This is a genomic window from Oceanobacillus saliphilus (assembly GCF_023522835.1).
Lineage (GTDB): Bacteria > Bacillota > Bacilli > Bacillales > Amphibacillaceae > Oceanobacillus > Oceanobacillus saliphilus.
On sequence record NZ_JALCZU010000013.1, the window covers coordinates 25,124 to 51,131 of the forward strand.

The 26,008-nt window shown below is 36.9% G+C and carries 19 protein-coding genes; 18 read left to right on the forward strand and 1 reads right to left on the reverse strand.

From position 1 onward, the window contains the following. Window positions 1-123 precede the first annotated feature (123 nt). The 10 genes from MN204_RS17765 to MN204_RS17810 all read left to right on the forward strand — a co-directional run bounded on the left by MN204_RS17765 (window position 124) and on the right by MN204_RS17810 (window position 13,071). On the forward strand, window positions 124-489 hold the full coding sequence (locus MN204_RS17765) for a DnaA N-terminal domain-containing protein (RefSeq protein ID WP_249872439.1): 366 nt from the start codon (window positions 124-126) through the stop codon (window positions 487-489). A 144-nt stretch (window positions 490-633) separates the two neighbouring features. Next, complete coding sequence (locus MN204_RS17770; protein ID WP_249872440.1) at window positions 634-1,011, forward strand: 5-methylcytosine restriction system specificity protein McrC; 378 nt, start codon at window positions 634-636, stop codon at window positions 1,009-1,011. 220 nt (window positions 1,012-1,231) lie between these two features. Next, window positions 1,232-1,624, forward strand: coding sequence for an SET domain-containing protein (locus MN204_RS17775; protein ID WP_249872441.1), 393 nt, complete (start codon window positions 1,232-1,234; stop codon window positions 1,622-1,624). A gap of 579 nt (window positions 1,625-2,203) precedes the next feature. Then, entirely contained in the window at window positions 2,204-2,449 is a 246-nt protein-coding gene (locus tag MN204_RS17780) for a hypothetical protein (RefSeq protein ID WP_249872442.1), read from the forward strand. 183 nt (window positions 2,450-2,632) lie between these two features. After that, entirely contained in the window at window positions 2,633-3,580 is a 948-nt protein-coding gene (locus tag MN204_RS17785) for a DnaD domain protein (RefSeq protein ID WP_249872443.1), read from the forward strand. A 384-nt stretch (window positions 3,581-3,964) separates the two neighbouring features. Continuing rightward, on the forward strand, window positions 3,965-6,040 hold the full coding sequence (locus MN204_RS17790; protein ID WP_249872444.1) for an McrB family protein: 2,076 nt from the start codon (window positions 3,965-3,967) through the stop codon (window positions 6,038-6,040). Continuing rightward, complete coding sequence (locus tag MN204_RS17795) at window positions 6,012-8,474, forward strand: restriction endonuclease-like protein (RefSeq protein WP_249872445.1); 2,463 nt, start codon at window positions 6,012-6,014, stop codon at window positions 8,472-8,474. The genes MN204_RS17790 and MN204_RS17795 overlap by 29 nt, the downstream gene beginning before the upstream one ends. A 290-nt stretch (window positions 8,475-8,764) precedes the next feature. Next, window positions 8,765-9,154 (forward strand): (deoxy)nucleoside triphosphate pyrophosphohydrolase, encoded by a 390-nt coding sequence (locus MN204_RS17800; RefSeq protein ID WP_249872446.1) that lies wholly within the window; start codon window positions 8,765-8,767, stop codon window positions 9,152-9,154. A 126-nt stretch (window positions 9,155-9,280) separates the two neighbouring features. Continuing rightward, a complete protein-coding gene (locus MN204_RS17805) occupies window positions 9,281-12,163 on the forward strand; it encodes a DEAD/DEAH box helicase (RefSeq protein ID WP_249872447.1) in 2,883 nt (960 codons plus the stop codon). 140 nt (window positions 12,164-12,303) lie between these two features. After that, complete coding sequence (locus MN204_RS17810; RefSeq protein WP_249872448.1) at window positions 12,304-13,071, forward strand: NERD domain-containing protein; 768 nt, start codon at window positions 12,304-12,306, stop codon at window positions 13,069-13,071. A 325-nt stretch (window positions 13,072-13,396) separates the two neighbouring features. On the opposite strand, the gene MN204_RS17815 is transcribed toward MN204_RS17810, so the two are convergent. Continuing rightward, complete coding sequence (locus tag MN204_RS17815; protein ID WP_249872449.1) at window positions 13,397-13,882, reverse strand: hypothetical protein; 486 nt, start codon at window positions 13,880-13,882, stop codon at window positions 13,397-13,399. 100 nt (window positions 13,883-13,982) lie between these two features. Here MN204_RS17815 and MN204_RS17820 point away from each other — a divergent pair, with 100 nt between their 5' ends. From MN204_RS17820 to MN204_RS17855, 8 genes are all read left to right on the forward strand, one after another. Continuing rightward, window positions 13,983-14,573 (forward strand): vWA domain-containing protein, encoded by a 591-nt coding sequence (locus tag MN204_RS17820; protein ID WP_249872450.1) that lies wholly within the window; start codon window positions 13,983-13,985, stop codon window positions 14,571-14,573. 515 nt (window positions 14,574-15,088) lie between these two features. Next, window positions 15,089-16,996 carry a DUF2339 domain-containing protein gene (locus MN204_RS17825; RefSeq protein WP_249872451.1) on the forward strand — a complete coding sequence of 636 codons (1,908 nt, stop codon included), beginning with the start codon at window positions 15,089-15,091 and terminating at the stop codon, window positions 16,994-16,996. Between the two features lie 454 nt (window positions 16,997-17,450). After that, window positions 17,451-18,065 carry a hypothetical protein gene (locus MN204_RS17830; protein WP_249872452.1) on the forward strand — a complete coding sequence of 205 codons (615 nt, stop codon included), beginning with the start codon at window positions 17,451-17,453 and terminating at the stop codon, window positions 18,063-18,065. A 545-nt stretch (window positions 18,066-18,610) separates the two neighbouring features. After that, window positions 18,611-20,173 (forward strand): glucose PTS transporter subunit IIA, encoded by a 1,563-nt coding sequence (locus MN204_RS17835; RefSeq protein WP_249872453.1) that lies wholly within the window; start codon window positions 18,611-18,613, stop codon window positions 20,171-20,173. Between the two features lie 105 nt (window positions 20,174-20,278). After that, window positions 20,279-22,408, forward strand: a complete 2,130-nt coding sequence (locus tag MN204_RS17840; protein ID WP_249872454.1) for a glycoside hydrolase family 3 protein — start codon at window positions 20,279-20,281, stop codon at window positions 22,406-22,408. A 293-nt stretch (window positions 22,409-22,701) separates the two neighbouring features. Continuing rightward, entirely contained in the window at window positions 22,702-23,337 is a 636-nt protein-coding gene (locus tag MN204_RS17845) for a 2OG-Fe(II) oxygenase (RefSeq protein WP_249872455.1), read from the forward strand. An 888-nt stretch (window positions 23,338-24,225) separates the two neighbouring features. Further along, on the forward strand, window positions 24,226-25,362 hold the full coding sequence (locus tag MN204_RS17850) for a betaine/proline/choline family ABC transporter ATP-binding protein (protein ID WP_249872456.1): 1,137 nt from the start codon (window positions 24,226-24,228) through the stop codon (window positions 25,360-25,362). After that, window positions 25,355-26,008 carry an ABC transporter permease gene (locus MN204_RS17855; protein WP_249872457.1) on the forward strand — a complete coding sequence of 218 codons (654 nt, stop codon included), beginning with the start codon at window positions 25,355-25,357 and terminating at the stop codon, window positions 26,006-26,008. The genes MN204_RS17850 and MN204_RS17855 overlap by 8 nt, the downstream gene beginning before the upstream one ends.

Genomic DNA, 26,008 nt, shown 5'->3' on the forward strand with positions numbered 1-26,008 from the left:
TTAGAGTGGTGGGGACAGGCACGGCCTTTACGAAAAATTGTATAAATTTTTCCCTTTAAAATGGTAAAATAAATATACCATTGTACAAATCAAGAAAAATTTAAAACAAGGAGTTGCAATCCATTGAAGCTTTGGTCAGAGGTATTAAACAAAATCAGTGAGAAAATATCAAAGCCTAGTTTTGACACATGGTTTAAAAACACGACAATGGAAGTGGAAGAGGACACGATTAAAGTGTATGCAGCAAATGAATTTGCTAGGGACTGGCTTGCACATACCTACGGTGAATTAATCCCAGAAACAGTAAAAGAAATTACTGGTAAAACCTATACCTTTAAGTATTATGAAGCTGAAAATAAAAAGGTGTTTTCGTACACGTATCCAATGAACAACAATACTTATTCGAATAAAGATAGTTTCATTAACGAATTACAAGAGAGAATGGAACAATTAGAAGCTAGAGTTCGTCAATTAGAAGAAAGAGGCTAGTGTTCTGGCAGATTCACATACTTATCCCCCTGATAGAGCGACCATTCTATCAGGGTTTTTAATTGAATGCAAGTGCCTGACCCCTATATCTTTAATACTGTAAAGCAGCGGGGGGGGGGGGGCACCGTTTTCCCAGGTTACACAATGAGTAGTAGTGAGTCCAATCAAATTGCATTCTCTTTCCTGTTCCGTATGAATGATTTGTATCAGGGCTATATAGGTGAAGTGTTAAAATTAGTTCTGCGTGAAACTGTCTATGATGTATGGTCTCAGCATACTGAAAAAAGATTACTGGAAAACGTTTATTCAGGCAGAGGAAACATATTATTGAAGCCAGATTTCGTAATCGTTGATGAAAATTCAATTCCAAAAATTATTGTAGATACGAAATGGTTGGTGCCAGATAGTTTTCCTGGGAAATATATTGAGGTATGTCAAGTTAGGTTGGATAGTTTGCAAGCTTCGATGGAGGATGTAGGGAGGTTGTTGTCTGAGGGTGTTCAGGAGAATAGGAGCTTGTAGTATCTTAGTTAAATTATCATGCTTATATTTGAGTTTCAAATAAGTCTTGATTAAATTCTGGAGCCTTAAGCCCCCCATTCCTTTAATCATTTGGAAACGAATTCGCTGTCAGCATCAAGCAGTGGGGGGCAGGCACTGATTTTTGCTAATTAAAAAGAGCACAACTTTAAAATTAATGTTACAGTAGAAAGAATAATTTAAAAGTGAGTAGGCGAACAACATGATTGAGATAAAAACATCTTCACTAAGTGATGGGGAATTCAATAGAGGGGTATTTGCTACACGTGCTACCAAAAAAGGGGAGCTTTTACATGAAGCACCTGTCATTTCCTATCCAAATGACCAGCACCCATATATTGAACAAACCTTACTCGCAGATTACGCCTTTGAATATGGCATAAATCATACGGCTATCCTTCTTGGTTATGGGATGTTGTTTAACCATTCCTATGAACCGAATGCAACGTATGAAATTAATTTTAGAAATCATACATTTAACTTTTATGCTTTGACAGATATAAAAGCAGGAGAAGAGATTCTAATCAATTATAATGGCGATGTTGATGACAAAGAACCACTGTGGTTTGATCAGGATAAAAAGGATAGTAACTAAATGTAGTTTAAAACAGGCGCATTTATATGAAATGCGTCTGTTTTTTTACGTTGATGTAAAATATACTTTACACTTGGAACGGACGAGTTTCCCATACAAAGCAAAGTTCAATACTGCTCGAATTCTTGCAGTAAATACAGCAGATACATGGGAGGAAGATTATAGTTCTTACCCGGGGAGGTCTCGCAAGGATACCCGTCAAGAGGGAAGCTATTTCACGCAGGAACTATCATGGAAGTGGTGTCATTGTTAATAGTGAAATGTACCATATCTCAAACCAAAAGCTGGTATGTATAGACGTGCCAATTTTATTTGTAAAAAGTAGCTAACATACAACCCCCCTTGAAAAATTGATTTTTCAAGGGGGTTTATTTGTATATTTTTAATTTTTCCTAGAGGAAAATTCAATTTTGAGAAGCGTATTGACAAGTTATGCTAGATGAAGATTTTTTACGTTTTTATGTAGAATAAATCTATCAATTGCCTGTAAGGGGTAAAGAATAATTTTATTAGTAAGATGAGAGATAAAACAAGTGAAAAAGGTCAATGATCAATTGTTTGAATGACTTTTCAAGGAGAATGAATGAAGGAAAGATCTATTACCAGATGCAACGATTAGGAATCTATGATCCGTTAAAATTTTATATGGAAGGATTATATGATTGCCTACAAGAAGCACCAACCAGACAAAAGCCCTCTCACAACCTACTTCAACTACACTATCCGCAATCGATTAAGCGATTTACTTCGAAAGAAATCAAGAACACTCCAAGCAGAAGAAAAAAGCCACGAACAATCGAAGAAGCAACTACTGTAAGGAAATAAAATACACAAGTGTCATGTGCCATACTCAATACCTGATATCGCAAATATGCTACTTGACGCGCAAAGGAGATAACCATTTAGGTGCACTACCTGGTTTTTGTCGAATGTTGTCGAGGGAGTTGAGGGGCAGCAGAAGTGATAGAAATCATTCATTAAATCTTTCAATTTGAAAGGGTGGAAATGATGAACTACATCAAACAAGTCAATGCTTTTTATATTCATTTGGAAACGAATCCGCTGTCAGCTTCGGCAGCGAATCTTTGGCATGTGCTGATGCATGTCAATAATCGTACAGGGTGGAGGCAGGAGTTTACCGTTGCGATGTCGGTGCTCTGTTGTAAAGCAAATTTAACGGAAAGCACGTTTAAACGAGCGCGGAAAGAACTGCAGGAGAAGGGATATATTCATGTGAAATCGCAAGGCGGAAATCGAGCAGCCTCTTATCACATTGTTTCGTTAGATGGAATGATTGATCAGGAGAATGAAGAGATTGTCGAGGTGAGCGAGAGCATGGGACGAAGTGTGGACTACAGTGTGAAGCCCAATATGGACCACAGTATGGATCGCAGTATGAACTGCAATATGAACCACAATATGAACTACAGTTTAGACCACAATGTGAGCCGGAATGCTGACCCATTATTTAAACAAAACAAAACGAAACAAAACAATACAACAAATACACCCGACGCGATTCAATTTTTCCAGGAGAATTTCGATGTGATGAGTCCGTATGTTGTGGAAGATATTATTCATTGGATGAATGACTTAGATGAGTCGTTGATTTTATATGCCATGAAACGTGCGCTTGAACGTGGAAGGGCGAACTGGGGATATGTGAAGGCGATTCTGAAAGCCTGGGTGAAGAAGGGGATTTTTTGTGTGGAGGATGCTATGGCAGAAGAAGCGGAATATCGGAGTCGACGGAAATATAGTCAGGAATCGGGTGGAGAGGTAAATTATAACGATGGTGGTAAGGGTGCTTTCGAGGTAGTTCCGGATTGGTTTAGGGAGCGGAAGCGAGAAGAGAAGATGATGAGGGGACAGATGCAAGGTATGGATAGGCAGGGGGATTTGATAGAGTTGAAAGAGGGTGTGGAGAGAAGGTTGGCGGAGTATCGGGGAGGGTGATGGTTTTTTTAAATTGCTTTAGTATAATCTAAACTAGTTTGCAGTAGGGTTTCTCTTTTTTGTGCTATTAAATAAAAAGGGTGAAAAGAAAAGAACAAGATTAACGTTCTACTGATTGATTAAGCTGTGTTTAAATTTAACATGTGGCAATTACCTTGAAATAAGAATTAACCCCATTTGCTTTAAGATTAAAAGGATTAGTAGAAAGAGAAGGAACTAGGGAAGATGAAAGTATATTTGAACTAAAAGGTAGATTATTCGACTTGCTGTTGAAGTGGAACGCAGGTCAGAGGAGATGAAAAAAAGATGGAATTGGAAAATCCTGACACTAAGAAAGCTATATAGTATACTAGCATTAAACAAACTATAAGTTGGTGAAGGTTAATGCTAAAACAAGTTCGTAGTTGGTCAAAAGATGATACAGCTAACCTAATTGCTAGTAAAAAAGTTGATTGGTCTATGTTTGAACGTGGTTCACAAATACCTATAGAGTTTTATGATGACTTTATAGAGGCTAATGGAAATGAGCCATTAAAATTAAATGAAGGTCCTAATGTTGAACTAATTTATAATGGTAACCATTACAAAGCTTCTCTAGTTTATTATGAAAGAAAAAATTCAAGCGGGACTAATTTAGAAATACGTTTTTCTCATGATACGGAGTTAAGAGAGATAATTAAAGAAAACTTTATCATCTCATACAACTATATTAAAGATAATCGTAAAGAGAATCAGAATACTCTAGTTCATACCCCCGATGACAAAGCAGAATACATCGATTTCTACAAAACAGACAAACCATATGTCTATAGAGTAGAATTCCGTACGAAAAAGGGCCAACATACCGATCTCTCCTTCTGGTGGGTAAACCAAGGACAAACATACACTCAAGAAAAAAATGGTGGATACCTCTGGGCACCTCAACATTCTAAACAAGGAATAGCGCTACCGCATCATGTTCGATTGTTAGAACCCAAAGTAGGGGACATCGTTTTTTGTTATTCTTCTGGGGAAGTTAAATCGGTTGGCGTTGTGAAAAATACTGCTCTCGAAGCACCTAAACCATCAGAAATTACTAGTGATGGCTGGCAGACAAAAGGTTATAGAATGGAACAAACCTATTATGATTTGACTCCAAAAATAAGAAAAGATGAAATTCCAGAAGCATGGAGATTAAAAGAGAATGGTCCATTTGATAGGAATGGAAATGTAAAACAAGGATACTTTTTTGATTTGTCAGAGGAATTTGTAAGAAAATTATTTGACCTATTTCCAGATCGTTTTACTTCGGAGGTTAGAGCGAAATTGATAGAATATAAAACAAACCATGGGGCTGCACCAGTTTCGGATAAAAAAGGATATTTTCTTTCTAAAGAAATTATAGTAGACCATATTTATAACTACATAAAATCAAAAGGTTTTTATTATGAAAAAGTTGAAGTCATCAACCTGTTTCTATCCCTGAAAACAAAGCCATTTGTAATCCTCTCTGGAATATCAGGTACAGGTAAAACAAAGATGGTGCAATGGTTTGCGGAAAGTGTCGGCGCTACGGAAGAGAATGGTCAGTTCTCTTTAATACCGATTCGACCAGATTGGAATGATGGTTCAGACTTGCTTGGCTATGTAGATATTAAAGGAGAATTCAAAGAAGGGCCATTAACGAAAGTTATAAGACTAGCTGGTGGGAACCCGGAATTGCCATATTTCGTTCTACTAGATGAAATGAACCTTGCACGGGTTGAGTATTACTTCAGTGATATTCTGTCTGTAATGGAAAGTCGTAAATGGAAAGATGGAGAAATGATTTCTTCTAATTTATTAACGGAGGAAACTGCAGGGTTTAATCTTAAATTGCCAAGCAATGTCTATGTAGTTGGTACCGTTAATATGGATGAAACTACACATCCATTTAGTAAAAAGGTATTAGACCGAGCGAACACAATTGAATTTAACCGTGTTAATCTGGGTAACTTATCATTTTTAAATGAATCAAGCAATATGAGACCTGTTGAGGCAAAACATAAAACATTTGCTTCCAAATACCTTCATTTGAAAGATGTTTATACTTCTAATCAGAATCTGGTTGAGCGTGTGACAAATGAATTGGTTCGAATTAATGCGGCACTACAGAAAGATAATGCGCATGTCGGATACCGAGTTCGAGATGAGATCTGCTTCTATATGGCGTATAACCATGAAGGGAACTTGTTAACATTCGACCAAGCTTTTGACCATTGTATCCTGCAGAAAATATTGCCACGCATTTCTGGCAGTGACACTCAGGTGGAGCAAATGCTACGTGAACTGTATGAAATTTTTACGAATAAACAATTAGATGAAGATATCGATATGCTAGAAATAGATCTTGCTACGGCTAAGTACCCACGTAGTGCAGCTAAAGTTGTTGAAATGCATAGGAGGTTAAGTGATGGGTTCACTTCCTTCTGGATCTCGTAAGGATGTTGAATTAGTTCAAATTGAAACGGAAGACCTTTCGTTAGTTTTGAAAGGGAAACCTTATCATGAAAGATATCAAGGATTAAAGCAATATCGTGTCATGGATTACCATGATGTAATGGAGTTTACCGTTAATGGAAAGAGAATCCAAGAAATAAAAGTTTATGACATTAATCAACAACAGTTAGTTGAGCCTTCTAGTTTAAGGCCGATATTTTTTGAAAATGGTGTGTATCAGCTGATTGTTGTATCTAAAGATCAGAAAGAAATATCCTTTTACCATGAACATCCATTAATTAGACAAGCTATATCCTCAGTTGAAGTAGGCAAGCAAGTCATGTTAATGGGTAATTTACAATTTCAAAATGAAGTAGGCCTTACAACTTTTGAAATTCGCGATAATAATCAGCAGTTACTCCTTGAGGTCACATTAGAAGTTTTTCCATCAAAACTGGATTACAAAAATGATTACAATAAGCTCTTGGAAGAAGTAAATGATGAAATTTATAATTTGGCTTACCATTTTATACGGAAAACGTATTTAGGCGCAAAAGTAAAACTTGAAGGAACACCTTCGAGAGCTGAATTCTATCGACTAATGAGCCATCATTTTAATCAATTTGTAAAAGCAATTGCGCGTATTGAACAACAACCACATCATACACTTATCAATACTCATAAAAAATCCAGAGGAGATCAGTTAAGAAAACTTGATTCCAAAGGAAGAAATTATCTCAAGAAGCGAGCTAATTTGTTTGTAGATGTTGAGAAAGGAATTCCTGTTGACCAGAAGCAAGTCATGCCGGTATCGGGACTAAGGATAAAAAAAGAACTGACCTATGATACCAATGAGAATCGTTATGTGAAATGGATGCTTGAAAGATTGATCCACAAACTCAAGGATTTACTATATTCAGTTCAAGTTCAAAATAATCGTTTTAAAAAAGATGAAGATTTCGATTTAATCCGCAAAATCCAGTTGATGATTACTCAACTTGAGGGGAAATTGAATCATTCATTTTGGGCAAGTATTGGCAAATTGGATCGTTCCGTTATGAGCTTAGTGTTACAGATGGCTCCTAATTATCGTGATGCTTTTCATATATTTCTAACCGTATCAAAGGGATTAGTACTACAAGGAAAAATATACCAAATGTCTGTTAAAGATGTAGCAACATTATATGAATACTGGACATTCTTAAAAATGGGACAAATTCTTGACCGTAACTATACAATGATTAGCCAAGATATTGTCCAAGTTAATCGTGAAGGACTATTTGTTAATTTGGAAGCAAATCAAATGGCTAAGCGAATTTATCAGCACCCAGTTACAAAAGAAAAGATTATATTAACCTATCAGAAATATGAGGGCAGGCTCCCAACTGTTACACAAAAACCAGATACGATGTTGAGTATTGAGAAGAAAGGTAAAGATTTCACGTATAATTACATATTCGATGCCAAATATCGGATTGATTATGCACAGGATGGAAGTTATTACAAAAATCGATACGCTACACCTGGGCCGATGGAAGATGATATTAATACAATGCACCGTTATCGTGATTCAATTGTAGCAGAAAATAATGGACCATATGAAAGAACTGCATTCGGTGCTTATGTTCTATTTCCATGGTTTGATGAACAGTCTTATCAGAATCATCACTTTTATAAAAGTATTGAAAAAGTGAATATAGGTGCATTACCGTTTCTACCCAATGCAACGACATTGGTAGAAAGATTCGTCCAAAGGTTAATTGATAATAGCCCTGAAAAAATACAGAGGGAGGGAATCCTACCTACGGGTACTTTAGAGGAGTGGAAATCCAGTTTAGATGAAATTGTTCTAGTCGGCTTGGTTCCTTCTGAAGAGGACTATGATCACTTTATGAGGGGAAAAGTCTATGAAATTTCGGCTAACAAATTAAGCAGAGGCTGGCAGAAGGCAAACTATATTGCCTTGTACGTGAAAAGTGGAATAGCACCTAAACATGGTGTGTTTGTATATGGGAAGACTATAGATGTAAATGCAAGAGAAGATGTGGTAATCTTTGAAGTGGAAGTTTGGAGAAACCTTCCTGAAGTAATTAAGCCAGTTCAGTATGGAATTGCTAACTATGTGTTAACAACATTAAATGCACTAAAGGAATCCAGAGAACTTCCTGAGCTCTTTATGAAATCTAAAGAAGAACTAACAGTATGGAGAATGTTAAGGAGAGTTTCTGATCAGATTAAATTAGATTTAGATGATTCTAGTCTAGATATTGCTACACAGGTTAAAGAATATCGGTTTAAAGGGATTAATGTCAAAATGCAAAAAGCTAAGAAGGAGATTGTTTTCTCACGGGAAAAAGTAGAAAATGTTGTTCCTGCTGCAGAATTGGAAAGAAATCCTTCTGGCGTGTTTCGGATGTTGGTAGAGATGATGGTTTGAAATTGTAAATTCATGTACGTATTTCATCTTTGCACTTTAGGATTTGAGAAATTTTTCTGTTTGTAGTTAGTCTAAGTAAAAACGATTTTTTCATTAAATTCTCCTTATTTGAATGGAAAAACTTTTTTATACTTACCCTAATTCTCCATAAGTAATGATTTTTGCTACACTGTTAGTAAATTATTAGTATTGTTATAAAAGAAACCACATACCTACATTTTTTTAAATGAATCAATTAATGTAATTAAAATCAAGGATCAGTCATTAAAATTCTAACAAAGGAGAAACCGATGAAAAAAGATATACACGTTGTAGGAGCAGTAATCATAAAAGAAAATAAAATTCTATGTGCCCAAAGAGGTCCAGATAAATCACTGCCTTATTTATGGGAGTTTCCAGGTGGGAAAATAGAAGCTGGGGAAACTCCTCAAGATGCTCTCAAAAGAGAAATTAATGAAGAAATGCATTGTGAGATCGACATAGGAGAACAAGTCGAACATACGGTATATGAATATGATTTCGGAATTGTTCATTTGACTACATATAAATGTAAGTTGCTAGAGGGAACTCCTGTATTGACGGAACACGCTGCTATTGAGTGGTTATCACCAAAAGAACTTCCATCTTTGGAATGGGCGCCGGCGGATATACCCGCAATCGAGAAATTAGCAGCAGAATAATTAATATATAATGATAAAAGCCTATTCCAAGTCGGGGTAGGTTTTTGAATTGTTAAACACGTGTTTGCAGTTTAATAGAATGAGTAGTAAAATTAACCTATAAATTGGAAATGATTGGTGGTAATTATGGAAGACTTCATTCAAGATTTACAGGCTTCTCTACATAAGGGTTTTATCGATCAAACATTCAATAAGTCTAGCAGGTACGTTCCTGAACTATTAGTTAATAATACCAGCCAAAATAAAAATGTATTAACGACACTTTTGGGGGAGCTAGATAGCTGCGACTCATTTCTATTCTCTGTTGCTTTTATCACGGAAAGTGGACTAGCAACTCTTAAATCCCACTTACTTGATTTGAACAGAAAAGGGATTAATGGAAGAATCTTAACATCTACCTTTCTTAATTTTAACCAACCAAAAGTATTTAAGGAATTAATGAAGATTACGAATGTAGAAGTAAGAATGACGGATATACCTGGATTTCATTCGAAAGGGTATATATTTGAACATAATGATCATTATTCATTAATTGTTGGGAGCTCTAATTTAACTGCTCATGCCTTACAAGTAAATCATGAATGGAATGTGAAGCTTTCATCTCATCAAAATGGGGAAGTAATTAACCATTTTAAGTCACAATTTGAAGATGTTTGGAATGAGGCCCATCCATTAACAGACCAATGGATTGAAAATTACGAGGCTATCTATACGCCAGTGGATTTCAAAAAAGCAGAGAAAGTCATCGAAATACCTTCTGAATACAAGGTGAATCCATTAAAAGAAGCTTTAGAGATTAAACCAAACAAAATGCAGATCGCTGCATTGGAACAAATCCAGGCCGTTCGTGATGATGGAAATGATAAAGGGTTGGTGATCTCTGCAACTGGGACAGGTAAAACTTATCTTTCTGCTTTTGATGTAAGAAGATTTGCACCCAAGAAAATGCTTTTTATTGTACATAGGGAACAAATATTGCACAAAGCTAAGTCTGATTTTCAACTCATTACGGGCGGTATCGATAAGGATTTTGGAATATTATCAGGGTCCACTAAACAGACAGAAGCAAAATATTTATTTGCAACGATCCAAACAATTTCCAAGCAACAGCTGTTAAATCAATTCGATCCGGAAGAATTTGATTATATTTTGATCGATGAAGTACATAAAGCAGGCGCCAAATCATATTTAAGAGTAATAGACTATTTTAAACCAACGTTTTTAATGGGAATGACAGCAACACCGGAGCGTACAGATGACTTTAATATTTATGAGTTATTTGATTACAACATAGCATATGAAATTAGATTACAAGAGGCTCTAGAAGAAGATATGCTCTGTCCATTTCATTATTTTGGAGTAACTGACTTAGAATACAATGGTGAGCTAATTGATGATGCAACCATTCTTTCTCATCTTGTTACGGAAGAACGGGTAAATCACATCATGGATAAGATTAACTACTATGGATTTTCAGGTGAACGTGTAAAAGGATTAATGTTTTGTAGTCGAAAAGAGGAAGCTGTAAAGTTATCGGAGGCTTTAAATAATACAGGACTTCGCACAGTTGCTCTAACTGGAGATCATTCTCAAGAAGATAGGATGCTACATGTAAATCGTTTAGAAAACGGAAGTCTCGATTACATTATTACGGTAGATATCTTCAATGAGGGGATTGATATACCGAGTATTAACCAAGTTGTTATGCTCCGACAAACACAGTCTAGTATTATTTTTATTCAACAGCTGGGAAGAGGACTCAGAAAGCATGACTCAAAAGATTTTGTTACCATCATTGATTTTATAGGGAACTACAAAAATAACTATTTAATTCCAGTAGCTCTTTCAGGAGATAAAACACAAAACAAAGATAATATTCGCAAGGCTACCGCAGAAACCAGTTATATCAAAGGTGTTTCCACGATTAATTTTGAAGAAATTGCTAAAAAGCAGATCTTTAAATCGATTAATAATAGTAATCTAACAGCAATGAAGGTCCTGAAAGACGCCTATTCAGAATTAAAAAACAGAATAGGTAAAATACCATATTTTTATGACTTTGTAGAAAACCATTCGATCGATCCAGTTGTTATTGCAAATAAATATAAAAACTATTATCACTTTTTACTTAAGGTAAAGGAAGAAGTTCCAAGTCTAAATGCTTATGAAAATAGTGTTTTGACAATGCTTTCTATTGAAATTCTTCCAGGTAAACGACAACACGAATTAATTTTACTAGATCAATTATTACGTCATACAAGCATTACGAACAAAGATTATCTGCACCTACTCGAGGATTCTAACTGTATCGTTGATCAAGTAACGTTACAATCCGTATATCGTATCTTCAGTTTAGCTTTCTTTTCACAAAATGATCAAAAGAAGTACGGTACGGATCCAATTGTAGAGTTTAGTGGTGGAAGCTATTCATTCAATAACAAGATCAAAGAAAGTCTTGATAATAATGGTTGCTTTAAGCATTTAGTTAAAGATGTTATAAGAACAGGAATTGAGAAAAGTAGAAAGTATGACTCTAATAAGTCTCTTACGCTTTATGAAAAATATTCTCGAAAAGATTCATGTAAGTTATTAAACTGGGATAATGATGAAAGTTCCACCATGTATGGCTATAAACCAAAACACCAAACATGTCCAATATTTGTAACCTATCATAAAAATAGTGAAGTAGAAGCAAGCGTCGATTATGGAGATGAATTCATTAGTCCTGAATTGTTTAAATGGTATACAAGGAGTAATCGAACTCTAGAATCCGAAGAAGTCCAAAAGATCATTCATGCTGTGGAAAACAATATAGACGTTCATTTGTTTGTGAAAAAAGATGATGATGAGGGGACAGGATTTTATTATATGGGTGAAGTGAAGCCAGATAAAGCAACAGTTCAGCAGGATAAAATGGCAGATAATAAGCCAGTCGTTCACATGAATATGGTAATGGAACAACCGGTTGAAAGTAAGCTATATAATTATATTGTGAATGGATTGGAGTAGACTCTAAAATGATTTAAATGGCTCACTTCTTTTAAAGAGATTCAATTGCCTGTCCCCATTGCCTTAATAGTGTAAAGAAGCGGGGGATAGGTACTGTTATAAGGGTTAACAAGAATTATTAAATGAGGCGGTAATCATAGATGTTAATCTACATAATTTTAATATTGCTTTTCTTATTTCTGTTTTATGTTCAGTTTAATTTTGCAAACATTAAAGGGAGCTATGGTGAGAAACGTGTAAATAAAATACTCGCTAAATTGGATGAAAATGAATACAAAATCTATTATGATCTGTACATTCCTACGGTTGAAAATAAAACAACACAGGTTGATCATGTCGTTACATCTCCATACGGCATTTTTGTAATAGAAACTAAGCATTACAATGGCTGGATTTTTGGGAATGAGAAGAATAGATATTGGACCCAGGTAATTTATAAACGAAAAGAAAAACTGTTTAATCCAATTTGGCAAAACGCAGGCCATATTAAGTCATTAGAAAATTATCTTGAAGTAAATAAGCAGTTGTTTCTATCTATTATTGCTTTTTCTAACCAATCCACGTTTAAGTTCAAGGAAGTTTTTATACAAGCAAAAGTTATCCATTTTACGGAATTGATTAAGACAATTAAAACGAAGGATTCTAAAATACTTAGCAACGAACAACTCAAGGAAATAAATAGTAAGCTGGAGAAGCTAATAATTACTGATAAAAAAGAAAAAAGAAAGATAAGCAAAGAACATGTTAATACAATCAAATTGGATGTAGCCAAAAGAAAGGTACCCTATTATGATAAAACTAAATGTCCAAAATGCCATTCTGATCTAATAAATAGAAAAGGTAAGTATGGGAATTTTATGGGATGTAGTAATTATCCGAAATGTAGATATACTAGGAAATTAAGTTGAGAAGAAATTAAAAAAACTTGGCAATAGCAAAAACGGATCTATCTCGAAATTGGTTTATGTGTTTAAAGAGGGATATAGTCAGGTTTAAAGATTTTACCGAACAGTGACAAGCACCGTTCGGTTTTTTAATAAAGATCCAAGCACGTGTCCCCAATCTCTTTAATACTGTAATGCAGTGGGGGACAGGCACTGAATCCTCGATGCAGAATTCTTTAAATGGTGTAAGTATATATAAATATTTTTTGTAATAGTCTCTAAATGATCATATATTGAAGAATTTGCTTGTTTTTGGTTTAATTATTTTTTAATGAACAGCTATCCCCATTTAACGCAGCAGTGGCTTTAAGTTAAAATTATCCAATGCCTCATTCATATCAGTAATACTATAATTCTGTTTCTCTAAAAAGAACTGTATGATTAAATCTGTCTGGTCACTAGAGGATAGCGAGTATCCGGCAGAACTTAATAATTCATCGGTTTCACTTCTGTTGAGCTCCAGGGCAAAAGCGAGTGCAATTAACGTATTTTTCTTTGGAAGGTAATTTTCATTGCTACGTATTTTGGAAAAATGTTTGCGGTCGATGCCTGCCTTATTGTACACCTCCGAATCACGGAGTCCGGACCTGTCCATATAGCTAAATAATACTTGTTGAAATGAAGGCTTACGACGGCGTTCCAGGTAATCTGATAGTTCCATTTCCTGGACGTCATAATTACTATGTACGCTGTGCTGACTATAAAGCGGTGGAAGACCTTCCAGGTGCTCTTGCATATATTCTTCCAATTCCAATAAAAACTCCCGATTAAGCATGGCAATCATCCCTCCCGAAATGTCGCTTCACAGGCGACCAACTTACCTAAATATTCCATTATGATTATAGCATACGAACAAACTTGGGAGGATGATTAGCATGAATAATGAACTTACGGAAATGATATTTTTACTAGATCGGAGCGGTTCGATGTCAGGGCTGGAGAAAGATACAATTGGTGGTTTTAATTCGGTCGTCAAGGAACAATGTAAGCTTCCTGGTGATGTATTACTGACAACGGTACTGTTTGATCATGAATATGAAGTGTTATGGAATGGTGTGGAAGCTAAATCGGTAATGTTGACGGAAAGCGATTACTTTATAAGAGGAACGACAGCACTGTTGGATGCAATAGGTAAGACAATTGCAGAAGTTGAAAATCGTTTAAAGAAAACAAAGGAAGAGCTGCGAGCAGGTAAGGTGATCTTTGTGATTACAACCGACGGGATGGAAAATGCGAGCAAGGAATTTACGTATGAGAAAGTGCATAGTCTGATAAGAAACAAGCAGGAAACATATAACTGGGAATTTATATTTCTAGGGGCAAATATCGATGTAGCAAAGGAAGCAACGAGTCTCGGAATCAGCGTGGAAAATGCTTATGACTTTGAAGCATCCAGTGATGGTGTGGATAAAATGTACAGCATCGTTCATGAGGAAATAGCTGTTAGAAGGAAGAAATGGAAATAGATTGAATTTCAGTGTGATGAGATACTCTGACACAATGGAGATACTATTATTAGAGAAAATTCAGGGAGTGACCACAGGCACCTAGACCTGATTTGCGATGGCATTGGTTAGTCCTGTTGTGGTTTTGTTATGACAGATACGAGTACTGGTTGCTAGCAGGTCCAAGGACACTACCTTGGTGATGGCAGTGCTGGTATCTGTTTTGTTTTTCGCTTTGGTTTAAAGTTAAATTTGCAATAAAAATACGATACGACAATTATGAAAAAATACCCTTAAAACGAGTAAGTAGGTTTTACATAGATTATGTTTCTGATTTAAGAATCTTGATATAGCACTAGATTATAGAACTTTTTTATGTTTCATTCTGTACTATAAATGTGTATGGTAAAGTGGTAAAATATAACTGGTCAGTAAATTCTAAAAATACAGTGAAAACATGTACACAATTCTCATTATCATTTGACACATTACACCGATATTCGGGTGGTGACAGGAACCGGCACGGGGGGAAGCTCATGGAAAATGAAAAAGTTATGAAGCTAGAGGAGAGAATCAGGCAACTTGAGTTGGATGTTCAGTTACTAAAAGAGCAACGTTTGGCTGTGAAAGAACCAATTAAGCCGAAGCATGAGCCAATAGTAGAGGATAAGCTTCATACAACTAAATATAAGCAACCAATTGTAAAGCCAAGAACCACCGAACCGCCCAAACCTTTTGAAACATTTAAGAAAAATGCAATGGATCTCGGGAAGAATCCGGTTGATTGGGAAAATCTGATTGGTAGGGTCTGGCTGCCAAGAATTTTTATTTTCATTCTATTATTAGGAGTTATTTGGGGATTTAAAGTAGCGGTCGATGTAGGAATATTAAATGAGACGAATCGGGTTATTATTGGTTTTCTTGCTGCAAGTTTATTTTTATACATCGGTGAGAAACAAATCAAGCGCAATCATCATGCATTAGGAAAGGTACTTGTATCCGGTTCTGTTGCGATTCTTCTGTTGACAACATTTGCGATGCACATTTTATATGGTATGATGCCAGCCGGGTTAGCCTTTTTCCTTAATGTTCTCTGGGTTGCCATGGGAATTTATTTAGCCTACCGCCATAAATCAGAGGCAATGGGGATCATGATGACGGTATTTGGCTATTTAATCCCATTTCTCGTCCAGGGAGCGATAGATACAAATGAGATTTTTCTTGTAATTGGCTATGAATTGCTTTTCTATATTGCATTATTAATTTTTGCCGTTCGCATGCAATATAAGAAGCTTTTCTATATTGCTGCTGTACTGCTTCATCTTGTCTTTCTAACATTGTCCATGTCTGCTTTCCAATATGATTCGATTGTTTTCGTCTGGATGGCAGTCGGTATCATGATCCAACATGAATTGATCTTTGGGATCCTCTATTTTAAAAAGATAAATAATAGAGGGACATTTCCTGTTCTGTTTACCAGTTTTATAGCGACATTGCTATGGACAAAAGACGGTTTTGGTGCCATCGATCAGGATCTGTATTATCTGCTCTATCTCGTCATTGCCACCATTCGGTATGGCACCGTTTCCTATTATTCCCATCTGCGAAAAAGGGAAGAATTATTTTCGCTGTCCATTGTCCTGGCAACAATTGGTCTGTCTTGTATCATTCTTGAAGGATTGAATAATCCGGATATGGTTTTTTCCATGTATTTGATTGTAGGTTTATTCGCCACGTATATCGGGTACTATTTCCAAGTTTTCGCACAAAGGTTTATCGGAATGATCATTTATTTTTTAACCGCATTCATCGTTGTTGTGAATCCGCTGTATGACCTTTGGAGTTGGGATTTATTCAACATGCTTTTATTGATTGGAACGCTTTATGGCATGCATATTCTCTTAAAACCGTTTGTAGAAAATCATGTGAAGCAAATACTGACAGGAGTCCTGCTTGCTGCACATGTCCTGTTTTTAATGAAAATACCAATCCTTTATAAGGCTATCAGTTGGGAAACCTTATTATGGATTGGGGTGATTATTTCTTTATATATTTTGTATCAATTGGTACGGACAGAAATCAATCGCTATTTTCATATGGGAATAGTAGCAGTAAACGTAACGATTCATTTGACCTTTATTACAAAACTTATTACAGCACTGACTGTCAATCAATCCGTGAGTATTGAAGTGATGTCCATATCGATTGGCTGGGCTCTCTATGCAACAGGCAGTTTGATTGCAGGGTTTGTCTATCAGAAGAAATCTGTTCGCCTTTTGGGGATTGGGCTACTTTTCCTGACACTTGTTAAGCTTGTATTTATCGATCTAGCCTTTCTTGACCTCATTGTCCGTGCTGGATTATTTATGGGTATTGGTGTATTGGGTATCGTTTTATCCCGCTTGTTTTATATCAAAGATAACGGAACAGAGAAAGAGGAATAATTTTGGACACTTAGTCCATTTTAGGGGTGAACGGCTTGCGAACTTACGAAAAAGTATGTGAGAATTGCCTATGTATGAGAAAGTAAGTAGTAAATTGATTCCACATTTTTGGGTATACTACCAAAAAAGATGAGGCAGGTCATTCATTTGGTTAGACGTGGAAGAATTAAAAAAAGTAATTTACTGTTATATTTGACTGTAAATCTAGTCATCGTTTTAATACTGTAAAGCGATGGGCGTTAGGCAACAATTTCAGAAATGTAGGTATACCAGGAAATTAAGTTGAGAAAATTTTAAAAAACTACAAATGTACAAAGAGATAAGTTCAAGTAAGTACTTTACTTTATCATCGTTAACAACACTATCGCAAGTCACCAAAACAACCTGTATGAGTCAATTCTGGAAAAATTATTCTGTATCGAAGGCATTATCTTTAGAATCAGGGGATGAAATTTTGGAGAAAGATTATTTAAATCTAATGCAGTTCTTTGAGGGTTACGTACGTAATTATAGAAGAATGAACTTGTCAAACGAGCATAATCGTACCATGTTAACGAAAAGAGAAGTTGACTATTTTGCGACATTAGGTGAATACCTCGGTTATTTGGTTTTTATTGAGGATTACAAATTTGATCATCTAAATGGAAAATCCCGACCAATGGACTTATCATGGTGGAAGTGGGATCAAAGAGCGAGTCAAGTAAACTACCAGTATCTTGCCTTACACTTAGAGAGGGAGAGCTTGTGGAGCAAGGATATAGATACAATCGAAAAGCTATTTTCAAAAACGGAGGATGGTTATTTCCCTCATAATGTTATCGGTATCCAATACGTGGAATCTATGGAACGCATATCTGTATTAAATGAGATGGTTATAGAGAAGAATTTAATACAGAAATCAAATGTATTGATGGTTTATCGTTATTTTGATGTTAGCGAGGAGATGGAGAAAATAGAAGCGTGGTATTTTAATGCTTCAGGTAAAGTGGAATCCAGAGAAGCAATAGCTAAAACGGATCAGTTTGGATACTGGTTTATGTGTTTAAAAGAGGAATATAGTGAGGTTTAATATGACTACCGAACAGTGCCACTCACTGTTCGGTTTTTCAATTTCCGTATTATGTAAGGGGAGAATTAGGAGAATACTATCTTGGAAGCAGAATAAATCATTAGAAACGCACCTTAATTTGAAGAGCGGTGTATAAAGCACTCCGCTTATTCCTAATGATAAAGCCGTCAAAACTTGTTTTGCGCCATTAGGCAAAGCGATTTCGTTCTTCTTCTACTTCCTAGAATCTGCGCCCGGAAGTAGAAGAACCTGTCCCTGTGAATCCCCATCGCTAGAAACAATTCTTCAGTACACAATTATCATTTCCTCCCATAATGCGAAATTTGTCAAATGTGATTTTTATCCGGTTAACGCTGTTTTTGTCCTATGAATAAACATAAATTCAATTTAATATAGAGATATATTCAAAATACAATTTAATTCATGATAATTGTATTTCATAAGAAATAACAGATTTTAATTTGTAAGCGTATTAATTGAGTTGAGAAAATAGCATAGAGAAATCCTTGCATCTCCGTTCAAGTAAATAAGAAAGGAACTTTACAATGAGTCAGAATAATGTTGAAAAAAAAGAGTCGAAGTTATCTAAAGTTCTCGAAGTAATCTCCGGAAGCTTTGCTCCAATCATTGGTGTACTTGCTGGTGCAGGTCTGCTAAAAGCAGCTTTATCCGTCTTAAGTCAGCTTGGCTGGCTTTCAAGTGAAAGCGGTACCTATATTGTTTTATCTGCTGCCGGGAATTCTATATTTTATTTCCTTCCCGTCTTTCTTGGTATTACAATCGCAATAAAACTAGGCGGAAATGGCTATGTCGGCGGAGCCATCGGAGCAGCTCTTTTAACTCCCGAAATAATGAACCTTGTCGACGCAGGTGTTGAATCAATCAGCTTTTTAGGTCTAACTGTTAATTTGGCTAACTATTCTTCAAGCGTATTTCCGATTTTTATTGCCATGTTTGTTTATGCAGGGTTAGAGAAGTTTTTGAAAAAAATTATATATAAAGATATCCAAATGTTTATCAACCCGCTTATCTCTTTAGTTATTCTGGTGCCATTAACAATGCTTTTCTTTGGTCCTTTTGGAAATTTAGTTGGAGACGGTCTTGGTGCCATTATAACTTTTCTTAGTGATAAAAGCGGACTGTTGGCAGGAGCGGTTCTCGGTGGTGCATGGACATTCCTTACCATTGCAGGATTACACTGGACAATCATTCCACTTGCTATTGCCAACCTCGCATATGGTCCTGATCCAATCATCGCCATGGCAGCCCCAGCTGTATTTGCTCAAATCGGGGTCGCAATAGCCATATTTTTCAAAACGAAAGACAATGAACTGAAGTCACTTGCCGCAAGCGGAATTCTGCCAGGTTCACTTGCTGGTACGACAGAAGCAATTTATTACGGAATTCTCTTGCGCTATAGGAAAACAATCGTTTATGTCGTTATTGCTGGTGGAATTGGAGGAGCGATTAATGGAGCATTTGGTGTCGTGATGAATGATTTCGTTCTTCCGAGTGTACTGTCCATACCTGCCTTCTCGCCTATCAGTCAGCATTTAGTCGGAACTGGAGTAGCCTTTGCGTTAGGATTAATCTTCACATATGTACTAGGCTTTCAAGGGAAAAATGATGATACCATTCATCTCAAGGTGGTTAAGCCAGAAACAATTTCTAGTCCATTAAAAGGGAATGTCATCCCATTAGCTGAAGTGAATGAGCCGCTATTTGCTACAAATACAGTCGGGAAAGGAGTTGCAATCCATCCTTCAGAAGGGAAAGTCTATGCCCCTGTAGATGGAGAAATTACAACCTTATTCCCTACACAGCATGCGATTGGAATCACTTCGAACAAAGGCGCAGAAATTTTAATTTACGTAGGAATAGATACAGTGAAGCTGAATGGACAATATTTCAAGGTCCATATCAAGCAAGGGGATCAGGTGAAGCAAGGTAATCTTCTATTAGAATTTGATATAAAAAATATTGAAAAAGCTGGATTTGATATTACCACACCTGTTGTTATTACAAATACAGAGGAATACTCCGATATCGATGTTACAAAAGAAGTGTCCGTATCATCGGAGAACAGTTTAATGAAGCTGGATATATAACATGATTTTGCGGTGTTTCTTTGAACAGAGATAGGACACCGCAGGACGCTTTTGCAACTGGAGCGTATCACAAGCAGAATAAAAATTATAGGAGGAAGAACTCACATGGAGCACAAACAACCAAAACTGGAAGTGAAAAACAAGCAACTTATTGAAAAAGATGGTTTCACATTTAAAGATTTAAATAACAATGGAAAACTTGACCCTTACGAAGATTGGAGATTAAGCCCGGAAGAACGGGCGAAAAATCTAGTTTCTTTAATGAATATGGATGAAAAAATTGGTGTGATGCTGATTAACACTCGCAGAATGGGACTTTATCAAGAGGATAAGAGCAAAACGAGCCATGATGGCGTGTTAGATGAAGGGATTGTGGAAAAGGGAGAAAGTATCTTTGCCACAAGCAAAGTATATGGAACGACCCATACAATCAAAGATAGACATTTACGCCACTACATTTTACGAGATAATTTTAGTCCGGCAGAAACAGCGGAATGGATTAATACGATGAATGAAGTAGCAGAGGCAACACGCTTAGGTATTCCAGTCATCGTTGCATCCAATTCAAGAAATGAAAATGGTGAATCGATTTTTGGAATGAATGATGCCATTGGTATTTTCTCCACATGGCCGGGTACATTAGGTCTTGCAGCAGCGGCGATGGGTGATATTAAAAATGGCAAGGATGCTTCTATCATCAGTGAATTTGCTAAAATTGCCCACGATGAATGGAATGCTACCGGTTTAAGAAAAGGTTATATGTATATGGCGGATGTTGTCACAGATCCAAGATGGCAGCGAACATATGGTACGTTTGGTGAGGATCCAGAATTTATTGCAGACGCAATTGGCCGTATTATTGACGCATTCCAAGGGGAAACATTAGGTAAAGACAGCATCGCGATGACAACCAAACATTTCCCTGGGGGAGGACCAAGGGAAAATGGTTTTGACCCGCATTATAAAGAAGGAAAGTGGAATCTTTACCCAACTCCGGGAAGTTTAGAAAAATATCATCTGCCACCATTTAGAGCAGCTGTCGAACATGGTACGTCATCCATTATGCCTTATTACTCGATCCCAAGCATCAAGAAGAGTGTGTATCAGGAATTTGAAGGCGAAGATATTCCATTTGAAGAAGTTGGATTTGCATTTAATCATTATTTCCTTGAAGATATTCTGCGCGGAAAACTGGGCTTCAAAGGCTATATTAACAGTGACAGCGGTATCGTCAACAATATGAGCTGGGGCGTTGAAAGTTTAAGTGTGCCAGAGCGTTTTGCGAAAGCGGTTAATGCAGGAACAGATATCATTGCAGATACAAATGATATTGAGAACCTGAAAGAAGCAGTGGATAATGGCTGGATCAGTGAAAAGCGCATCAATGAAGCAAATGAAAGACTGCTTACAGAAATGTTTGCATTAGGTCTGTTTGATAACCGTACGTACAATTCACCAGAAAATGCGGATAAGGTAGTAAATACTCCAGCACATTGGGATGCAGCGTATGAAGCACATAAAAAATCAGTTACTATTTTGAAAAACTCAAAAGAAACACTGCCATTAACAGCGGACAAGCTGGAAGGTAAAAAAGTGTATATGAAAGCTTACCATAAGGACACAGAGCATGCAGCAACGTATACGGAGCAAGCATTGGCCGATGCGAAGGAATTAGGTCAATTTGAGTTGACCGATGCGTATGAAGAAGCGGATATCGCTATCTTGTTCCTGCAGCCGAAATCGGGCACCTATTTTAATGCAACACCAGGATTATTGGAGCTCGGTTTATGTGAAAATAAATCATTAAAAGCCATGGATGGTTCTCCATATCAAGAAACTACTTTAAGCGATATCGAGCATTTGAATACAGTAGCAGAGAACATCCGCAGTCGCGGCGGCAAAGTTATTATAAGTGTAAATGTTAGCTTGCCATGGCTTCTAGGAAATGTAGAACCATTGGCAGATGCCTTGGTTGCCGGATACGATACATTCTTCAAAGCACAGCTTGAAATTATTGCTGGAAACGATGGTCCAACAGGTGTCCTGCCGTTGACTTTACCAGCAAGTGAAGAAGTGATTGCCGTTGATGAAAATGGTAATTGTGCATCAAGAAATGATGTTCCAGGCTATGATAAAGATAAATATATGCCAGAAGGAATGGGCTATGCCTACAAAGACAGCGATGGAAATGTTTATAAACTAGGACATGGTTTACAGTATAATGGATTTAGGTGAATGAGGCGGTCTGACCGTTTCAGTCCCCTACTGAACATATAAAATTGTCAATAGATCTACCAGGCGTCCTATATGTGCAAGTCCAGCAAGAGTAATCGTCATCACTTCTCGGATACGATTACTCTTTTTTTGTATTAAGAGGAAATTAAAGGGTAGATCTAAGAGAAGCCTATATTAGATGCAAAATAAATCATTCAAAACGCACTTAATTTACTGAAAAGACAGAAAATTACAGTATAATAGTATACGAACGACACTTCCGAAATTAAATTCATTTAAGGAGTCGGTATACGTTGACAAAGGTAAAGGAACAAACCATTTTTCATCATGTCGGAAATCGATTTCAAACAGATGATCGAGCGATTCATATCGTTGCCCGTCTGGAAGAACCGCTTGTGGTAGTTTTAGAGAATGTTTTGAGCGACGAAGAGTGTGACGAACTCATTCGATTATCAAAAGATAATATGCATCGTTCAAAAATTGGAGATTCCCGGGAAGTTAATGACATCCGAACAAGCAGCGGCATGTTTTTTGATGTAGAACATGACATTCTGACGACCATTGAAAAACGAGTAGCAAGCATCATGAACATCCCCGTCGAACACGCAGAAGGGCTTCAAATTCTGAACTATATGCCCGGACAGGAGTACAAAGCTCATTATGATTATTTTTCAGCTGCAAGCAAAGCTTCCAAAAATAACCGAATCAGCACGCTGGTCATGTACTTAAACGATGTCGATCAAGGGGGTGAAACCTTTTTTACGGAACTTGGGTTTTCTGTTTCTCCGAAAAAAGGAAGAGCGGTGTACTTTGAATACTTCTATACCGATCAACGCCTGAATGAAAAAACATTACACGCTGGAGCACCCGTCATCGCAGGAGAAAAATGGGTAGCCACGCAATGGATGAGAAAACAAAAAGTGAGATAATCAAAATTCAAATGTCAATCCCCAGTGCTTTAAAGTGGCGGAGGACTGGCACAATAATTCTCTAGAAATATACGCCGGAAAAAAGGGTGTTTTTTAAGTGGCCTCGAACGGTTTTCCTACTTCTGTATTAATATCAGAAGTGGAAGAATCGTCCGATGTTTCCACATTTACTCGATAGGTTCCTAAGCTACTTCCAATGCTTCGGGATAATCTACTGTATCAAATACTTCATCGGTCGAAGCGTCTTCCTTGATCCCTCAAAGACCGGGTGAACGAACTAAAACAGATCGCAGAGACTCCATTCGTCTTGCGCAACTTTATCGTTCAGGTGAATGAACACCTATTTATATACCGACAGAGGAGGATAAAGCTCTCCGAGATCAAAGCACGTGAAGACGCTGAAGAAGATGAGTTAAGAGCCAAACATCGATTACTGATCATGTCCCAACTCCCTAATTTGTAGCTAACGGATGGAAATAGAAGGCATAGAGAGGATCTATTACATACATAGCCCTCCTATACTATGTAGGAACAAATAATGAGTAATATAAGGCCATTGCAGAGTTTATACGCTTTGTATCAAAGTCTATTGAGATGTATACTGAATTTAGGACTTTTTTTTTTTACATAAGCCTTTTCTAATAAAAAAGGTTTCCCTGCGCACACTAGTGCTTAGGGAAATTTTTTTTGGTATATAGGAAAGTATAAAGCTTTCCTATATACATAAGTGGAACTAAGGCTGCACCGAAAGCCCTGGCGACAACCAAGTTTTCTAAGCAAGTAAGAAAGTATAAACTTTCTTACTTGCTTAAGTGCAACTAAGGCATCCGCCCAAAGGCTTGGCGTATGCCAAGTTTTCTAATGAGAAAAAAACTATAGGGGGTACATATGTTAAAATTTGAAAATGTAAGTAAAATTTACAAGGATGGATTTAAAGCAGTAGATTCCGTCAGTTTTGAAATTCCTGAAGGAGAGCTTGTTGTTCTTATTGGGCCAAGTGGATCTGGCAAATCAACAACAATGAAAATGATTAATAGAATGATTCCCCATACATCGGGAACGGTTTCTATAAATGGAAAAGATGTTACGAAGTTAAATGCAGCAGAGTTGCGTCGTAATATCGGTTATGTCATTCAACAAATTGGTCTATTTCCACATTATACGATTGAAAAAAATATTGCAATAGTTCCGCAACTTAAGGGTTGGAATGAACAGGATATCAAGGAGCGAGTGAAAGAACTTATGGAGCTGGTTGGACTTGATCCAAAGGTATTCAGCACCCGTTATCCTAAAGAATTATCAGGTGGACAACAACAGCGTGTCGGTGTGGCAAGGGCTTTAGCATCCAATCCTCGTGTTATCTTGATGGATGAACCATTTGGTGCACTTGATCCAATCACGAGGGAGCAATTACAAGGAGAGTTAATTTCTTTACAGCAAAAATTGAAAAAGACAATTGTTTTTGTAACGCATGATATGGACGAGGCGTTAAAGCTTGGTGATCGAATTGCCATCATGAAAGATGGTGCTTTACTTCAACTCGATACCCCGGAGAAATTATTACACGAACCAGCATCTGGCTTTGTCGAAGAGTTTATTGGTAAGCATCGAATTATCCAAAATCCTGACCTAATGTCGGTTGTAGATGTAATGACGGATTCAGTCTTAACTGCTCTTCCAAATCGATCCCCTGAAAAATCGCTTGCCATGATGCGCAAACAAAGAAAAACAATGTTAATTGTCGTTGACGAGAAGGACAAAATGATGGGAATTGTGTCTGCATATGATCTGATAAAGAAAATGGGCGAAATTAAAACAATTGAAGAGATTATGCTGTCCTCTGAACCATTTATCTTGAGCTCGGCTAGTGCCAAAGATGCTATTGTTATGATGCAGTCAGCTTCACACGGAATCATTCCAGTAGTAGATGAAGCCAAAAGGGTAGTAGGATTAGTGACTCGTGGAACATTGCTTTCCGCATTGTCCAGTCAATGGACAGAAATGGAGGAGGAAGGGAATGAATAATTTAAATTTATGGGAACAAATTGTCCAACAAACACAAATGCGTTGGCAAGAAGTTCTTGGGGCGACATTTGTCCATATCCAACTCGTGTTTTTTTCTATGTTAATGGCAATTATACTTGGTGTTTTCTTAGGTATTCTTATTACACGTGTACCATCGCTCGTACCTTTCGTATTAGGTGGGACAGGTATTATGCAAACCATTCCTAGTCTAGCAGTACTCGGGTTTTTAATACCTATTTTTGGAATTGGCGTTAAAACGGGGATTGCGGCATTATTTTTATATTCACTTTTACCGATTGTTCGGAACACATATACAGGTATTAAAGATGTAGATCGTGCAACCTTGGAAGCGGCTAAAGGAATGGGAATGACGGGTAAGATGATATTATTTAAGGTTGAGCTTCCTTTGTCGATTCCAATAATAATGGCTGGAATACGTACAGCGGCGGTTATCAACGTGGGAAATGCTACTTTGGCAGCGTTTATAGGTGCTGGTGGACTTGGAGACTTTATATTCTTAGGTATTACCCGGGGAATAGATGGTTTAATATTCCTAGGAGCTATTCCAGCTGCTATCTTAGCGATTATACTTGAGTTTTCCTTCAATAAGATTGAACGTTGGTCTACACCAGAAGGGTTGAAATAG

What these genes read in the sequence shown, in the direction of transcription:
- MN204_RS17795 (WP_249872445.1), top strand. Translation starts at nt 6,012, where the DNA reads ATGGGTTCACTTCCTTCTGGATCTCGTAAGGATGTTGAATTAGTTCAA.
- MN204_RS17810 (WP_249872448.1), top strand. Translation starts at nt 12,304, where the DNA reads ATGTTAATCTACATAATTTTAATATTGCTTTTCTTATTTCTGTTTTAT.
- MN204_RS17835 (WP_249872453.1), top strand. Translation starts at nt 18,611, where the DNA reads ATGAGTCAGAATAATGTTGAAAAAAAAGAGTCGAAGTTATCTAAAGTT.
- MN204_RS17825 (WP_249872451.1), top strand. Translation starts at nt 15,089, where the DNA reads ATGGAAAATGAAAAAGTTATGAAGCTAGAGGAGAGAATCAGGCAACTT.
- MN204_RS17840 (WP_249872454.1), top strand. Translation starts at nt 20,279, where the DNA reads ATGGAGCACAAACAACCAAAACTGGAAGTGAAAAACAAGCAACTTATT.
- MN204_RS17770 (WP_249872440.1), top strand. Translation starts at nt 634, where the DNA reads ATGAGTAGTAGTGAGTCCAATCAAATTGCATTCTCTTTCCTGTTCCGT.
- MN204_RS17815 (WP_249872449.1), bottom strand. Translation starts at nt 13,882, where the DNA reads ATGCTTAATCGGGAGTTTTTATTGGAATTGGAAGAATATATGCAAGAG.
- MN204_RS17780 (WP_249872442.1), top strand. Translation starts at nt 2,204, where the DNA reads ATGAATGAAGGAAAGATCTATTACCAGATGCAACGATTAGGAATCTAT.
- MN204_RS17785 (WP_249872443.1), top strand. Translation starts at nt 2,633, where the DNA reads ATGAACTACATCAAACAAGTCAATGCTTTTTATATTCATTTGGAAACG.
- MN204_RS17790 (WP_249872444.1), top strand. Translation starts at nt 3,965, where the DNA reads ATGCTAAAACAAGTTCGTAGTTGGTCAAAAGATGATACAGCTAACCTA.
- MN204_RS17850 (WP_249872456.1), top strand. Translation starts at nt 24,226, where the DNA reads ATGTTAAAATTTGAAAATGTAAGTAAAATTTACAAGGATGGATTTAAA.
- MN204_RS17775 (WP_249872441.1), top strand. Translation starts at nt 1,232, where the DNA reads ATGATTGAGATAAAAACATCTTCACTAAGTGATGGGGAATTCAATAGA.
- MN204_RS17820 (WP_249872450.1), top strand. Translation starts at nt 13,983, where the DNA reads ATGAATAATGAACTTACGGAAATGATATTTTTACTAGATCGGAGCGGT.
- MN204_RS17855 (WP_249872457.1), top strand. Translation starts at nt 25,355, where the DNA reads ATGAATAATTTAAATTTATGGGAACAAATTGTCCAACAAACACAAATG.
- MN204_RS17805 (WP_249872447.1), top strand. Translation starts at nt 9,281, where the DNA reads ATGGAAGACTTCATTCAAGATTTACAGGCTTCTCTACATAAGGGTTTT.
- MN204_RS17800 (WP_249872446.1), top strand. Translation starts at nt 8,765, where the DNA reads ATGAAAAAAGATATACACGTTGTAGGAGCAGTAATCATAAAAGAAAAT.